At 46.8% G+C, this 15,081-nt stretch carries 14 protein-coding genes; 2 read left to right on the top strand and 12 right to left on the bottom strand.

The features are described from left to right. Positions 1-416: 416 nt before the first annotated feature. The gene (gene mutS, locus EL341_RS04835) at positions 417-2,978 is read left to right on the top strand and encodes a DNA mismatch repair protein MutS (protein WP_126467144.1); all 2,562 of its coding nucleotides are present in this window, start codon (positions 417-419) and stop codon (positions 2,976-2,978) included. A gap of 165 nt (positions 2,979-3,143) precedes the next feature. Here the strand turns inward: mutS and EL341_RS04830 are convergent, their stop codons facing one another. Together EL341_RS04830 and EL341_RS04825 are read right to left on the bottom strand one after the other, a co-directional pair. Then, positions 3,144-3,719: an MSMEG_1061 family FMN-dependent PPOX-type flavoprotein gene (locus EL341_RS04830; protein ID WP_047780353.1), complete on the bottom strand. Its 576-nt coding sequence runs from the start codon at positions 3,717-3,719 to the stop codon at positions 3,144-3,146. 4 nt (positions 3,720-3,723) lie between these two features. Further along, positions 3,724-4,830: an ABC transporter substrate-binding protein gene (locus EL341_RS04825; protein ID WP_126467142.1), complete on the bottom strand. Its 1,107-nt coding sequence runs from the start codon at positions 4,828-4,830 to the stop codon at positions 3,724-3,726. A gap of 221 nt (positions 4,831-5,051) precedes the next feature. Here EL341_RS04825 and EL341_RS04820 point away from each other — a divergent pair, with 221 nt between their 5' ends. After that, complete coding sequence (locus EL341_RS04820; RefSeq protein ID WP_126467140.1) at positions 5,052-7,163, top strand: TonB-dependent siderophore receptor; 2,112 nt, start codon at positions 5,052-5,054, stop codon at positions 7,161-7,163. An 83-nt stretch (positions 7,164-7,246) separates the two neighbouring features. On the opposite strand, the gene rpoS is transcribed toward EL341_RS04820, so the two are convergent. The 10 genes from rpoS to EL341_RS04775 form a co-directional block, all read right to left on the bottom strand. Beyond that, a complete protein-coding gene (gene rpoS / locus EL341_RS04815) occupies positions 7,247-8,236 on the bottom strand; it encodes an RNA polymerase sigma factor RpoS (RefSeq protein ID WP_047780350.1) in 990 nt (329 codons plus the stop codon). A 59-nt stretch (positions 8,237-8,295) separates the two neighbouring features. Then, positions 8,296-9,459 (bottom strand): murein hydrolase activator NlpD, encoded by a 1,164-nt coding sequence (gene nlpD / locus EL341_RS04810; protein ID WP_071845443.1) that lies wholly within the window; start codon positions 9,457-9,459, stop codon positions 8,296-8,298. A 286-nt stretch (positions 9,460-9,745) separates the two neighbouring features. Next, positions 9,746-10,378 (bottom strand): protein-L-isoaspartate(D-aspartate) O-methyltransferase, encoded by a 633-nt coding sequence (locus EL341_RS04805; RefSeq protein ID WP_047780349.1) that lies wholly within the window; start codon positions 10,376-10,378, stop codon positions 9,746-9,748. Between the two features lie 2 nt (positions 10,379-10,380). Continuing rightward, positions 10,381-11,130 (bottom strand): 5'/3'-nucleotidase SurE, encoded by a 750-nt coding sequence (gene surE, locus EL341_RS04800; RefSeq protein WP_047780348.1) that lies wholly within the window; start codon positions 11,128-11,130, stop codon positions 10,381-10,383. 56 nt (positions 11,131-11,186) lie between these two features. After that, positions 11,187-11,333, bottom strand: a complete 147-nt coding sequence (locus EL341_RS17565; RefSeq protein ID WP_158487422.1) for a hypothetical protein — start codon at positions 11,331-11,333, stop codon at positions 11,187-11,189. A 123-nt stretch (positions 11,334-11,456) separates the two neighbouring features. Next, complete coding sequence (gene truD / locus EL341_RS04795) at positions 11,457-12,497, bottom strand: tRNA pseudouridine(13) synthase TruD (protein WP_114987502.1); 1,041 nt, start codon at positions 12,495-12,497, stop codon at positions 11,457-11,459. An 8-nt stretch (positions 12,498-12,505) separates the two neighbouring features. After that, entirely contained in the window at positions 12,506-12,979 is a 474-nt protein-coding gene (ispF, locus tag EL341_RS04790; RefSeq protein ID WP_047780347.1) for a 2-C-methyl-D-erythritol 2,4-cyclodiphosphate synthase, read from the bottom strand. A gap of 18 nt (positions 12,980-12,997) precedes the next feature. Then, positions 12,998-13,636 carry a 2-C-methyl-D-erythritol 4-phosphate cytidylyltransferase gene (gene ispD / locus EL341_RS04785; protein ID WP_114987500.1) on the bottom strand — a complete coding sequence of 213 codons (639 nt, stop codon included), beginning with the start codon at positions 13,634-13,636 and terminating at the stop codon, positions 12,998-13,000. Positions 13,637-13,704: 68 nt separating this feature from the next. Next, positions 13,705-14,001: a cell division protein FtsB gene (gene ftsB, locus EL341_RS04780; RefSeq protein WP_047780345.1), complete on the bottom strand. Its 297-nt coding sequence runs from the start codon at positions 13,999-14,001 to the stop codon at positions 13,705-13,707. Between the two features lie 76 nt (positions 14,002-14,077). Then, the gene (locus EL341_RS04775) at positions 14,078-15,031 is read right to left on the bottom strand and encodes an aminoimidazole riboside kinase (protein ID WP_126467138.1); all 954 of its coding nucleotides are present in this window, start codon (positions 15,029-15,031) and stop codon (positions 14,078-14,080) included. Positions 15,032-15,081: the final 50 nt, after the last annotated feature.

The following is a 15,081-nucleotide window of genomic DNA, read 5'->3' as shown; positions in this document are numbered from 1 at the left end:
TTCCCGTTTTTAGCTGTATGAGTTTACCCATAACTGGGCTACTATAACGGTAGAAAAAATGTTTTGCTGCCTATCGCACCACAGGTAACTCGTAAGCCCGTATTTTCTCCCGTATTAGCCTTATCTTTAATCATTGGGGATTTCATTGCCTCGATAGCTTCGGTGGAAAGTTATTGGCTAGCTGTTTATCTTTTATGGTGGCTCCATTTACACATAACCAAATGATAATATAGAACAAATTTTAAAAAGTGTAGGTTGTACATGCTGAATGATACCGATGGTGGTACAACAGCCGACATTTTAACCTATACATTTTTATGCGTTTCAGTGATTTTCACTAAGATTACAAGAGACTAAGTGAGAACAATAAAAATCACAATAAACTTTAAATTCAATGAATTAAAAAGATTAACCCTATGAATAACGATGTAAACTTAAGCACCCACACACCAATGATGCAGCAGTATCTGAAGCTGAAAGCACAGCACCCGCATATCCTGATGTTTTACCGCATGGGTGACTTCTATGAGCTTTTCTATGACGATGCCAAGCGCGCGTCTCAGCTGCTGGATATTTCACTCACTAAGCGTGGTGCTTCTGCTGGTGAACCTATTCCAATGGCCGGCGTTCCCCATCATGCGGTAGAAAACTATCTGGCAAAGCTGGTTCAGTTAGGAGAGTCCGTTGCGATTTGTGAGCAAATTGGCGATCCTGCCACCAGCAAAGGGCCGGTAGAGCGTAAAGTGGTGCGCATTGTTACCCCAGGTACAGTCAGTGATGAAGCGCTGTTACAGGAACGTCAGGACAATCTACTGGCAGCAATTTGGCAGGAAGATAAACGATTTGGTTACGCCACATTAGATATCAGTTCCGGCCGTTTCCAGGTTTCTGAACCCCTTGATAAAGAAACTATGGCGGCAGAGATCCAACGAACCAATCCGGCGGAGCTGCTTTATCCGGAAGACCTTCAGGCGATGGATCTAATCGATCAGCGCCACGGCCTACGCCGCCGTCCAATTTGGGAATTTGAGCTGGATACCGCCCGTCAACAGTTAAACCTCCAGTTTGGCACACGTGATTTAAATGGGTTTGGCGTAGAGAAAGCGGAACGAGCCCTGCGTGCCGCGGGTTGTCTGTTGCAGTACGTTAAAGATACTCAGCGCACTTCGCTACCCCATATTCGAGGTTTAACCTTAGAGCGCCAGCAGGACGGTATTATTTTGGATGCTGCTACCCGCCGTAATCTGGAGTTAACGTTAAACCTGTCCGGCGGAACGGAAAATACGCTGGCCGCGATTCTCGATCATGCCGTTACCCCAATGGGGAGCCGGATGCTAAAACGCTGGATCCATGCGCCGAGTCGCGATATGGCATTGCTACGCAACCGTCAATCGGCGATACAGGAGCTTCAGGGCAACTATAGCGACATCCAACCCTATCTGCGTAATATTGGTGATTTAGAACGTATTCTGGCTCGTCTGGCGCTGCGAACAGCCCGCCCCCGCGATTTAGCGCGGATGCGTTATGCTTTCCAACAGCTCCCGGATATTCATCAGTTACTGGCGCCCTACGCATCGGGCTATATCCAAACGCTGAAAAATCAGATTAATCAATTTGATGAATTACAGGATTTGCTGGAAAGAGCGGTTATCGAGTCGCCACCGGTACTGATTCGCGACGGCGGTGTAATTGCCAGCGGTTATAACGCCGAACTGGATGAATGGCGCGCGCTGGCGGATGGCGCTACAGATTATCTGGATCGTCTGGAAATTCGTGAGCGTGAAAAACTCGGATTGGATACCTTAAAGGTAGGCTTTAATGCAATTCACGGTTACTACATTCAGGTTAGCCGCGGTCAGAGCCATCTGGTGCCGATTAACTATGTTCGCCGCCAAACGCTAAAGAATGCTGAACGCTATATCATCCCTGAACTGAAAGAGTATGAAGATAAGGTTCTGACCTCCAAGGGTAAAGCGCTGGCGCTGGAAAAATCCCTGTATGATGAACTATTCGACTTGTTGCTACCGCATCTTGAAGCTCTGCAACAAAGTGCTGCTGCGCTGGCTGAACTGGATGTGTTGTGCAATCTGTCAGAACGAGCCTATACGCTAAACTATATCTGTCCGGAACTGAGCGATAAACCGGGCATCAATATTACCGGCGGACGCCACCCGGTAGTTGAACAGGTATTGCGCGAACCCTTTATCGCCAACCCACTACAGCTTTCTCCCCAGCGCAGAATGCTAATTGTCACCGGCCCAAATATGGGCGGTAAAAGTACCTATATGCGTCAGGCTGCCCTGATTGTGTTAATGGCTCATATCGGTAGTTTTGTTCCCGCCGACAGCGCCAACATCGGGCCCGTCGATCGCATCTTTACCCGTATCGGTGCCGCTGACGATCTGGCCTCTGGTCGCTCTACGTTTATGGTGGAAATGACGGAAACCGCCAATATTCTACATAACGCCACCGAACAAAGTCTGATTCTGATGGATGAGATTGGTCGAGGTACGTCAACCTATGACGGTTTATCACTGGCCTGGAGCTGTGCAGAGAATCTGGCTAATAAAATTAAGGCCATGACGCTGTTCGCAACCCATTATTTTGAATTAACCACCCTACCTGAACGTATGGAAGGGGTAGAGAACGTCCATCTGGATGCGGTGGAGCACGGTGATACTATCGCCTTTATGCATAGCGTTCAGCCCGGTGCAGCCAGTAAGAGTTATGGTCTGGCGGTCGCCGCTTTGGCCGGAGTGCCTAAAGACGTTATCAAGCGCGCACGTCAAAAGCTAAAAGAGCTGGAATCGCTCTCGCTGAGCGCCGCCAACAGCACCGCTGAAGGCTCACAAATGGCGCTACTTACCGTTGAAGCAGAAACATCCCCGGCGGTAGAAGCGCTGGAAGCCTTAGATCCGGATACGCTGTCGCCCAAACAGGCACTGGAATGGATTTATCGCTTAAAAGATCTGGTCTAGCTATAACGAAAAAAGAACCGATCGCTAAAACCGATCGGTTCTTTAACTTATAAAGAATGGTATCAATCATCACACGACAGGAGAGATTACCGTTTAGGTCGCAGTTTATTTGCAAGAATGAGTCAATTTATCGGATGACACATTCTTTATATTTCTGTAGTCGACTTAAACCGATTCCCGCGCCGTATGGAAAGCAATAATATCCTTCAGCGTTGGTGCACTGTCTTTATTTTGCTGACTTTCAACATCCCACAGTTTAGCCAGTGATATTGCCTGACCACAGTGGATAAACGCCTCTTCAATGTTAACCACAATCACGCACTTCACTGTTTTGCCAGTATCCGTGAAGAACTCACACAGGGAGGGATCAATGGAAACGGTCGCTTTACCGTTTATTCGAAATGCTTCGTTATAACCGGGAATCAAAAATGTCAGGCCAACCTGTGGGTTATCAATAATATTTTGTAGGCCATCTAACCGATTGTTACCGGCATAATCAGGAATCAACAGTGTCTTCTCACCCACCGTTTTTACAAACCCGGGATATCCCCCTTTAGGTGAAACATCCACACCATTTTTACCTACCGTTGCCAACATAAAAAACGGTGACAGGGAAATCAGCTTTTGGCCATAAGGCGCCAAAAAATCAATTTGCTTCTTCACCACCATCTGATGTGGCATGGCGTAATATTCACGCAGTTGCTCTTTTGAAGTGACTGTATGTTCTGGTTTGATATACATAACGCTATCTCTGTAGGGTAAGCCAATAAGTCCCGGTTAACGTCACCGGAAGAAAACGTTGGTTCATTTCATCCATGGTTTTTTGTGGATCGACATCCTGATATAACTCCGGTTGGATCCACTTTGCCATCACCTCTGCTCCCACAATATTGAGCGGTGAACCAGAAAAATAGTTCCAAAAGCCATAAACCCGGCCATTTTGTACCGCATCAAACGTGTTCAGCCCTTTCTCCGCCACCAGTTTACTTAACTGACGTTGGCTAAGGGCCATATCAACTCCGGTACCTAGCGGCAAAGCTTTATTCGGATCGACGCCGGAATGTCCGGTGGCAATATACACCTGAGGGTTTTTCTGAATCAAATATTCCAGACTAAGCTGACCACCATTACCGGTTGGGAATTTATCTGCGCCAACGTTGATGCCTTTAAACAAAGTAATATATTCCCCAACTCCCCCGGTTCCGCTGGTCCAACAACATTCCCAGACGCCAGGATACGCATGCAGTAATACTCGCGGATGTTCTATTTTAGGATCGTTTAATCTGGAAGTAAGACGTTCCATATGGCTTTGATAAAAACCAATTAGCTGTTCCGTCTGCTGTTCGCGATCTAATAATTGCCCTAATAAGCGCACGGAAGGAAGGGTATTTTCTAAAGGTGATTGATAGAAGTCGACAAACACCACGGGAATATGGCTCTTACGTAATAAAGCAATCAAAACCTGAGAGCGAGGAGCCTGCCACGCCTCAAAAATGACTAAATCAGGTGACAAGGAAAGTATGGTTTCTACCGATAATTCATCGCCACTGCCGCTGCCAATGGTTTTCAGCGTTGCCAGTTTAGGAAAGGTCTTCTTGTAGAGTTCATAAGTTGCGGTATCAAATTTTTTCAGTTCACTTCCCCAGCCAATCAGTACCGAAGCCGGATCTTCATGAACAAATGACAAAGCAACAAAGCTATAGCCTGATGCCAGCACTACCCGCTGTGGTTTCTGTGTAATCACCACTTTATTGCCTAATATATCCGTCACTTCTTTTGGCCATTCACTGGCATAGGCCGTTGAAATACTGAAAATAAATATCAGTAACAGCTTCAACAATCGATTATTCATGAAATACGGAACCTTTAATAGCAGGTGAATGGTAGCAGTCTAGTCTAACCGTTAAAAATAGTGATAACGATTCTCAATATATCATTTTGAACCACCAAAGCAGAAGAGTTGTAAAAAATTATTCTCATTTGATGGTTTCAATTGACAGAAACACCTAAATAAAAAGAAAATACGCATGATAATCACTCTCATTACCAATACTGATTCAGGAAACATCATCAATGGATAACCGAGTCGTTCCGACTGGCCTAACCTATCAACCGTTAGCTTATGCTATTTTACTCAGCCTAACGGCAACCGCACCGGCTCTAGCCGCCACTGAAACATCACCCTCAACCAATTCCGGCACTGAGAAGATGGTGGTTATTGGTGGAAATACCGCCTCAAAAATAGATACCCCAGCAGCCGAAACGCCAAGAGCGTTATCCGAAGTCACTCGTGAAGATTTGGATCGCCATGCAAGTAAAAAAATTGATGAGGCCATGCGTTACAGCTCCGGCGTTTTTGCTACACCTTATGGCCCGGATAATAAAACCGACTGGTTAATTGTACGTGGCTTCGGCTGGAGTCGCTATCAAGATGGCCTACAAGCCATTAACGAAAATGGTTTCTATGGTTGGCAGCAAGAAGCCTACGGCATCGAACGTATTGAGATGCTTAAAGGCCCGGCTTCTATGCTCTACGGCCAAAACCCTCCTGGTGGTCTGGTCAACGTGATTAGTAAGCGCCCTACCCGCCTACAACAAGGGGAAGTACAATTATCTTACGGTTCCGATGATTACCGCGACTTCGGATTGGATACCTCCGGCCCATTAAACGACGAAGGCAGCGTTCAGTATCGCTTGGTTGGCTTTGCCAAGAAAACCAACGGACCTAGCGATGGCGCTAAAGACGAACGTTACTATATTGCACCAAGCCTGACCTTTGATATATCAGATGATACCAGCCTGACCCTGTTAACCAGCTACCTGAAAGATAATGCCAATCCGACCAGCGGCTTTAAACTGCCTTATGGAACGCTGCAAAATACGCCATTTGGTAAAGTCGATTATAAAATGTCTTATGGTGAGCCAAGCTATAGCCGCAACAATACTGAACAATTCAACGCTGGTTATGAGTTTAAACACGGTTTTAATGACACATGGACATTCCACCAGAATATGAACTACAGCTATCTGAATATGGATCTGCGTAGTATTTACGGTCTGGGTATGGTCGACGATCGTCACGTTAACCGCGGTTTGACCTACCGTAACGGCAGCGCGCAAAGCTGGGCGATTGATAACCGTATGGTGGGTAACTGGACCTTCGATCGTTTTGAAAATACCTTATTACTCGGAGTTGACTACTTTACCGCCAACTCACGGGGCAAAGATGCCAACCTCTACAGTTTTGGTGCCCCGCTGGATATTTTTAATCCCTCCTACGGCAACTATAATCCCGTGAGTGATGACCAGTTGTTCAGTCATCGCACCAAACGTTTCCAGACCGGTTTATATGTACAGAATCAGTTGAAGTTTGATGACAAATGGTTGCTGCTGCTGGGTGGGCGCTATGATAAAGCCAGATCCAGTGATATCCAGCCAGATACTAACGACCGTCAGGATATGGATGATCATAAGTACACCAAAAGTGCTGGTCTGATGTACCTGTCAGATATCGGTTTAAATCCGTATGTCAGCTATTCCGAATCATTCCAGCCATTGTCCGGCCGTAATAACGACAATAAACCCTACGTTCCGCAAACCGGTCAACAAACTGAGATCGGTATTAAGTACGTGCCACAAGGGTTTAACGGCTACATCAACGCAGCACTCTATGAGCTTTACCAAAAAAATACCTTAACCACCGATCCAAACGATCCGGCGATTCGTAGCCAAACCGGTATGGCTCGCTCACGTGGATTAGAACTGGAAGCCGTTGGTTATGCCACCGATGCGCTGAAAATACACGCCAGTTATACGCTAAGTCGTATCCAAATCATTCGTTCACTCAATGATGAAGAGATTGGTAAACGCTTACCGGCAACCCCGAGAAATATGGCATCACTATGGGCCGATTATGCACTAAGCGGTCCGTTGGATGGATTAACTATTGGCTCCGGTGTGCGCTATATTGGTAGCACTTATGGCGATGCGACCAACACTCAAGCGCTGAAAGTGCCTGATTATACGTTGTGGGATGCCATGATCCGTTATGATGTCAATAAGCAGTGGTCGGTGCAGGTTAACGCCAATAATCTGGCAGATAAGAAATACGTCAGCGCCTGTGACTATTGGTGTTATTACGGTGATGGGCGGACAGTCACCGCGAAAGTGAACTATCGCTGGTAGTGATTGAAGTTAAAAAAACACCGTCTCATATGGGACGGTGTTTTTATCATCTTAACGACTAAAATAACTCACGTTACTCTGAATTATTCCTGAAACAATGCCTCAATACTCAGACCTTGTTTAACCAGAATTTCACGCAGTTGACCCAGACCTTCAACCTGAATCTGGCGTACGCGTTCACGGGTTAAACCGATCTCAGCACCAACATCTTCCAATGTAGCCGCTTCATAGCCCAGCAGACCGAAACGACGGGCTAATACTTCCCGCTGTTTTGGATTCAGCTCAAACAGCCATTTCACAATACTTTGTTTGATGTCGTTATCTTGAATCATATATTCAGGATCATTGTTATTTTCATCCGGTAGGATGTCTAACAATGCGCTGTCTGACTCACCATTTAAAGGTGAATCGACAGAAGTCACGCGTTCGTTAAGGCGTAGCATCCGGCTAACATCACCAACTGATTTATCCAGTTGGATGGCAATATCTTCCGCACGTGGTTCATGATCCAGTTTTTGTGAAAGTTCACGAGCAGTGCGCAGGTAAACGTTCAACTCTTTAACGATATGAATCGGTAAACGGATGGTTCTGGTCTGGTTCATAATAGCCCGTTCAATCGTCTGACGGATCCACCATGTCGCATAAGTAGAAAAACGGAAGCCCCTTTCAGGATCGAATTTCTCTACCGCGCGGATAAGACCAAGATTACCCTCTTCGATAAGATCGAGAAGTGCCAGACCGCGATTGTTATAGCGGCGGGCGATTTTGACAACTAAACGCAGGTTACTTTCTATCATACGGTTACGAGCTGCGGCATCTCCGCGTAAAGCCCGACGCGCGAAATAGACTTCTTCCTGCGCAGTTAATAAAGGTGAAAAGCCAATTTCCCCGAGATACAGCTGTGTGGCGTCCAGCACATGTTGAGTCACATCTTGTGAAAGCAGTATGTCATCCGCAGAGGTGTCGTCCTCGACTACATCAAGTTGAGCTTTTTCATCAAACTCCGCGGGTTCACTATCATCGAAATCAGCATTTTCAGGCCATTCGTTGACTTTCAGCGTATTGGAACTCATTTTTGTTTTCCTACCCGTAGTATTGCGACAACAGGCAGGAAAACTGACTTCCTGCCCGGTTAACGCTGCGGCAAGTGCTGCAGCGGATTAACGGACTTGCCCTTATATCTGATTTCAAAATGCAATCTGACAGAGCTAGTACCAGTACTACCCATTGTTGCTATTTTTTGACCAGCTTTGACTTCTTGTTGCTCCGCCACGAGCATCGAGTCATTGTGTGCATAAGCACTCAAATAATCATCATTATGCTTAATAATGATGAGGTTACCATAGCCTCGTAACGCATTCCCTGCATATACAATACGCCCATCAGATGCGGCAAGTACCGGCTGTCCACGAGACCCGGCAATGTCGATACCTTTATTGCCCCCTTCCGATGTAGAAAAGTTCTCAATCACTTTTCCTTCGGTCGGCCAACGCCAGCGAACGTTTGAACTACGACTTTCAGTAGCAACCGAAGTTGTTGCAGTTCCGGTTGAAGCGCCAGTCATAGTGCCCGCTGTCGAGGTAGTTGGCAACGTTTTGTCAACATTCTGTTTACTACCAGATGCAGTGTACGCCCCTGAATTTCCAGAATCAACCGTTGTTATTTGGTTTTGATTTCCAGTGGAAGATGAGACGGACGCCCCATTATTACTGGCTCCAGCCAACATGCCGCCGTTATTAGCGCCGCCACTCACATTTAAGGTTTGGCCTGCTGATAAAGCATAAGGTTCAGAAATGTTATTTTTTTGTGCTAGATCACGATAATCATTACCGGTGATCCAAGCGATATAAAAGAGTGTGTCACCACGGGAAACAGTATAGGTTGGTCCACCGTTATAAGAACCTTTAGGAATGTCAGAATAGCTGCGGTTATAAACGATGCGATCGCCGGCTGTATTGACGCTGCTAGCCTGATTGGCTGCGTTGTTCTGGCCGAATGGATTACCGCCGCTATTCTGAGATGCCGCAGTGCCAGCACCAGACTGAGGCGCCGTATTTTGGCTCTGACCGTAGACAATATTCGGACGACTGGTATCCATCGCCATCGTATTCTGCGAGCCAGCATTATTTGCTCTGGTATTCGATGCTGAAGAAGACGGGCGCGTACCGCTACTGTCATTAATAGAAGTAATCGGTGCGGGGTTCTTAGGATCGCTATTACAACCCACCAATAACATACTGACCACTGCACCTATTGTTATACGCCGATATGTTGTCATCGGGCTTCCTTTCTTCATACTTCCCCCACCATAGCAAAATCAATAACCAATAAAACTCATGAGTACCCGATCAAATATCGAGCCAATATGCCATAAATCATGGCCGTTTAAGACGTTGGTTAACCTATTTATCTTACAATTTTCTGCCAATATCACTGCTATAAAAATAAAATCGTTTAGCTATTTATATAATTTATTAATCAATAAATTATTCCTAAAAGATAAATATCCGAGAATTGGACACTATATCTATGCAGAAGGTCAAACAAGAATAGCGATATTTACCAATATCTACATTTTACGTTCAGGCTAAATCACCTTTTACTAACGGAACAAAACGCACCATTTCGATATTATCAACAATAAATTTATCACCATGGCGTTGTACCAACTGCAATAGTTGGGACTGACGCTGTTCACCAACCGGCAAAACCAGCCGACCACCGTCGATCAACTGACTCATTAAAGACTGTGGAATTTCATCCGGTGCCGCAGTGACAATAATAGCATCAAATGGCCCACGCACAGGCCATCCTTCCCATCCGTCACCGTGACGCGTTGAGACATTATGTAAATCAAGCTGTTTTAAACGTCGTTTCGCCTGCCACTGTAAACTTTTAATCCGTTCAACTGAATAGACATGGTTGACTAGATGGGCTAAAACCGCGGTCTGATAACCAGAACCGGTGCCGATCTCCAGCACGTTAGAGTGTGGCGTTAGCTTCAGTAACTCAGTCATTTTAGCTACAGTGTAAGGCTGTGAGATAGTCTGCCCTGCACCTATCGGTAAAGCAGTATTGTCGTAGGCCTGATGTGATAAAGCCTCATCAACAAACCCTTCTCGTGGCACGGATGCAATCGCCTGGAGAACCCGCTCATCGCGGATCCCTTGCTCAACAAGCTGCTTCAGCAATGTTTGCATACGTTTACTGGACATACTCAGCTAACCTTCACTTGCGATAACCATTGATTGATAACATCTTGTGCGGCATACGCCGTTAAATCAACCTGCAACGGCGTGATAGAAACATACCCTTGCTCTATTGCAGCAAAGTCAGTACCTGTACCAGAATCGTCTTTTTCGCCCGGCGGGCCAATCCAATACAGCGGATTACCGCGCGGATCTTGCTGGCAAATCACCTGATCCGCAGGATGGCGTCGCCCACAGCGCGTCACTTTATAACCTTTGATTTCACTTAATGGTAAATCCGGTACGTTAATATTGAGTATCCGACTTGTGCGTAACGGCTCTTGAGCCAATGCCTTCAGCAAACGGCAGGTCACTGCAGCAGCAGTATCAAAATACCGAGAGCCCGCCAGAGAAACCGCCAGTGCGGGTAAACCAAGGTGCCGACCTTCCATTGCCGCTGCTACGGTACCTGAATAAATCACATCATCGCCCAGATTGGCACCCGCGTTAATCCCCGATACCACAATATCCGGTCGCGGTACCATCAGTGCATTGACGCCTAAATAGACGCAGTCTGTGGGGGTGCCCCTGACGGAAATATCACCGTTGGCCAAGGTCTGTATTTTAACCGGCATCTCCAGCGTTAACGCATTAGAAGAGCCACTGCAGTTTCTGTCCGGTGCTACCAGTTGTACCTGAGCAAACTGACGCAAAGATTCAGATAAAATCTGAATGCCCGGCGCAGAAATGCCATCATCGTTGCTCAGAAGAATTCTCATTATGGAAGTAACCCGTTGCCTGCTATTTTCGTCATATTTTAGTTGTTTATCATGCGTTAAATCGTCATGCCATCGTCAATGCATTTTGCAATCGGCACCACCAACTCAGCGTTAGCTTTCTGATTATAACCATTTCCTGGCATACAGGAAAATGATGGGGCACTTTCTATCGGGGATAATTCACAGGTTAAGTCGATGACCACACAAAAGTCACCGTTCGGCAATCAACAACAAATGAATCGAGGCCACTGACCAGGTAACGTGAAATGAACAGCAGAAGCGCTATTCTGCCCTATTTTAAGCCATGCTTATCGGGCAGAATATAATTACTCTTCGGGCATATCCTCAACGTCCGCCGTCAGCATCACTTCCCGCACCACGCTGGTAGCAAAACTCCCAGCCGGTAACCAGAAATCGACCGTTATAGTGTTGTCATCCTGCCATTGCCATGCCATTTGCTGAGGAATCACTAAAGCCGCACGACGTGCAGTTTCAACCCGCTCTCGTTTTATCAGTGAAAGAAAATCGTCATAGCCGACTAAAGCCTGCTGTTCAAATTCCAGCGCCTGCTCTTGTGTGCCTAGTTCACCGTCCCCCGGCAGGGGGGCAGTAATACGTAACTCGCCATCATCCAGCCGTTGTTGCAAGGTCGCCAGCTCTTCCGGCTGAGCCACAAACCAGCTCCCCCTGCCAGCCAACTGCATGGCATCGCCACCCATAACCTGTTGATGCAATGCCTGCTCAATCCTGTGACTAACAATATGATTAAACATGGCGCTGCGAGCAGCCGATAGATAAAAACTGCGCTTATTGCGTTCTCTGACCACGATGTCATTATTGGCCCAACGTTGTGCCATCAGCAAATTATTACCACCACGGCCAAAGCGCTGTTCACCAAAATAGTTAGGAACACCAAAACGCTGAATTTGTTGTAAGCGCGACTCAACCTCATCACGCTGACTGATATGTCGTAATACCAGACTAAAAGCATTGCCGCGTAAAGTACCAATTCGCAGCTTTCGACGATGGCGGGCGACGTTAATCACCTGACAGCCTTCCAGCGTAAAAGCGCTAAAGTCGGGAGTTTCTTTACCCGGCATCTGTAAACAGAACCACTGTTCCGTAACCGCATGACGGTCTTTCAAGCCAGCATAGCTGACTGCACGGCCGGAAATTTTAGCGAATCGCGCTAAGTTATCGGCGACAAACTGGGTATTACAACCAGTTTTACGCACATAGACCAAGACGTGTTCACCATCGCCATCAGGTTCAAAGCCTAAATCTTCCCGGACGCAGAAATCAGCCGGAGACTGTTTCAACACTCCCGTCCCTTCAGGCTTACCATAGAGCCAAACTAATGACATCATAGCCTGATTCATGCTTTAACCAATAAGGCGACCGCTTCACAAGCGATACCTTCTTTACGACCGGTGAAACCTAACTGTTCGGTGGTGGTTGCCTTCACATTCACATCGTCCATATGGCAGGCTAAATCCTCAGCAATATTGACGCGCATCTGTGCAATATGCGGTGCCATTTTGGGGGCCTGAGCAATAATCGTCACGTCAACATTACCCACGCGATATCCCTTTTGCTGAATACGACGATAGGCTTCACGCAGTAATTCACGGCTGTCCGCACCTTTGTATTCTGGGTCGGTGTCTGGGAATAATTTACCAATATCCCCCAGAGCCGCCGCGCCTAAAAGCGCATCGGTTAAAGCATGAAGCGCCACATCACCATCAGAATGCGCCAGTAAACCAAACTCATAAGGAATACGCACTCCACCAATAATTAACGGGCCTTCGCCGCCAAATTTATGTACGTCAAAACCATGACCAATACGCATTAGTCACACTCCTCTTAATTATGGGTGAGTTAAATAGAAGGTTGCCAGTGCCAAGTCTTCAGGACGGGTCACTTTAATATTATCTGAACGGCCGGAAACCAATAAAGGATGGAAACCACAATGTTCCAATGCCGACGCTTCATCCGTTAACACCATGCCCTCTTGATGAGCGCGGGTAATACATTCATAGAGTAATTCAAGGGGAAACATTTGTGGCGTTAGTGCGTGCCACAACGCACTGCGATCTACCGTATGGGAGATGGTTTGTGCACCAATCACTTCACGTTTCATGGTATCCCGAACCGGCATCGCTAAAATACCGCCCTGTTTAGCTTTCAGGGTTGATTGAATCAGGTTATCCAAATCCGCATAACGTAGACACGGCCGCGCAGCATCGTGCACCAGCACCCAATCAACGTTCATTGTTTTTGCCAGTTCCAGGCCTGCCAGCACAGAATCAGAACGTTCAGCCCCACCGGTTACCGTTGAGATTCGCTCATCAGTGGAAATGGGTAAAGTAGCAAAAACCGAATCCTGCGGATGCAGAGCGACAATCACATGCTGCACCATCGGATGAGACAGCAGCATATTGATGGCATATTCAATAATAGTCTTATCGCCAATCGAGAGGTATTGTTTCGGGCAATCCGACTGCATTCTGCTACCGATACCGGCAGCGGGCAAAATGGCAACAATATTAAGGGGGAGGCCAACAGACTGACTCACTACTTTGTACCACCTTGAGCAGGCTGTTCAGGAATAATCCGGTAAAAACTCTCGCCAGGTTTTATCATTCCCAGCTCATTACGGGCACGTTCTTCAATCGCTTCCTGACCGCCTTTTAAGTCGCTAATTTCAGCAAACAGTCGTTCATTACGTGATTTCAATTTGGCATTGTTGTCTTGCTGTACGGCTACATCATCTTTAACACGAATATAATCATGCACGCCATTTTTGCCCAGCCACAGTGAATACTGTAGCCAGCCAAATAATACGATTAGTAATAGCGTAAGTTTCTTCATCCCACCCCCCGAAAAACCGGCTAATCATCCCATAACTCCAAGCCAGACTCCATACAGAAATGGGATAAAACTTAACTTATCGCATTACTGCGGCCAGTTTCCCATGGATTGATAGAAAAGAGTGTAGTTGATTTATATCAGGAAGTGCGGACCATGCCCCTTTACGCGTCGTTGCTAAAGCCCCGCAAGCGCAGGCCTGACTAATAACATTATTTAAGGCATCGAACTGCTGGGGTATCCCATTAACCGCTATCGCTGCCAGCAACCCAGCCATATAAGCATCGCCGGCCCCCGTTGTGTCAACGCTCACCACCGGATAACCATCAAAGCAGTAGATACTGTTTTGATACATCACCAAACAACCATCTTTACCTTGAGTGATCGCCTTGATCGATGCCGGATAGCTGGCCAGTTTCGTCAATGCGCTATCCCAATCACCGGCGGGACATTCCGTTAACCAGAATAGCTCGTCATCCGACAGCTTTAGAATATCGGCCTGAGCACAATATTGGCTTATCATCCGGTGCATCTGCACTTTGTCCTGCCACATTTGAGCACGTAGGTTGAGATCAAAACTGACAAGCCCCTGTTGGCGCTTAATCTGTTGAAAAATCGCATTCAGCGAATGTCGACCGACGTCACCCACTAAGGCCAGAGAACAGAAGTGTAATATATCAGCCTTCTGAGAAGGGAGTTCCTGTTGCTGTAAAAACTGATCCGCTGACGGGCTGACCAAAAAAGTAAAACTACGTTCGCCGTTTTCAGCCAGATCTACCATCACAGTGCTGGTCAGATATTGTTGATCCTGTTCAATACACTGGCAGTCAACCCCTTCCTCTGCCAGTGACTTCAGCATAAACCGCCCACAAGGATCGCTGCCTAAACGCCCGACAAAACTCGATGCGACGCCCAAACGGGCAACGCCAACCGCAACGTTAGCCGGCGCACCACCGGCACAGGCCTGATACTGCATATTCTCCAGCGGTAATAAGTCCACTACCGCATCGCCGAGCGACCATATTTTTGTCATATTCATTATCAATACAAAAGCAGAGAGAGTCGGTATGTGAGTCCGCCTCT

It is taken from the genome of Pragia fontium (assembly GCF_900638655.1).
GTDB lineage: Bacteria > Pseudomonadota > Gammaproteobacteria > Enterobacterales > Enterobacteriaceae > Pragia > Pragia fontium.
The sequence above is the reverse complement of the archived record's forward strand: the minus strand, read 5'-3'. Positions and strand labels throughout refer to the sequence as shown.

Bases quoted from the DNA above. Each gene is read 5' to 3' on its own strand.
- truD (WP_114987502.1), bottom strand. From the start codon at position 12,497: ATGATGTCATTAGTTTGGCTCTATGGTAAGCCTGAAGGGACGGGAGTG.
- EL341_RS04775 (WP_126467138.1), bottom strand. From the start codon at position 15,031: ATGACAAAAATATGGTCGCTCGGCGATGCGGTAGTGGACTTATTACCG.
- ispF (WP_047780347.1), bottom strand. From the start codon at position 12,979: ATGCGTATTGGTCATGGTTTTGACGTACATAAATTTGGCGGCGAAGGC.
- EL341_RS04830 (WP_047780353.1), bottom strand. From the start codon at position 3,719: ATGTATATCAAACCAGAACATACAGTCACTTCAAAAGAGCAACTGCGT.
- ispD (WP_114987500.1), bottom strand. From the start codon at position 13,636: ATGCAGTCGGATTGCCCGAAACAATACCTCTCGATTGGCGATAAGACT.
- mutS (WP_126467144.1), top strand. From the start codon at position 417: ATGAATAACGATGTAAACTTAAGCACCCACACACCAATGATGCAGCAG.
- EL341_RS04805 (WP_047780349.1), bottom strand. From the start codon at position 10,378: ATGTCCAGTAAACGTATGCAAACATTGCTGAAGCAGCTTGTTGAGCAA.
- EL341_RS04825 (WP_126467142.1), bottom strand. From the start codon at position 4,830: ATGAATAATCGATTGTTGAAGCTGTTACTGATATTTATTTTCAGTATT.
- rpoS (WP_047780350.1), bottom strand. From the start codon at position 8,236: ATGAGTTCCAATACGCTGAAAGTCAACGAATGGCCTGAAAATGCTGAT.
- nlpD (WP_071845443.1), bottom strand. From the start codon at position 9,459: ATGAAGAAAGGAAGCCCGATGACAACATATCGGCGTATAACAATAGGT.
- EL341_RS04820 (WP_126467140.1), top strand. From the start codon at position 5,052: ATGGATAACCGAGTCGTTCCGACTGGCCTAACCTATCAACCGTTAGCT.
- surE (WP_047780348.1), bottom strand. From the start codon at position 11,130: ATGAGAATTCTTCTGAGCAACGATGATGGCATTTCTGCGCCGGGCATT.
- ftsB (WP_047780345.1), bottom strand. From the start codon at position 14,001: ATGAAGAAACTTACGCTATTACTAATCGTATTATTTGGCTGGCTACAG.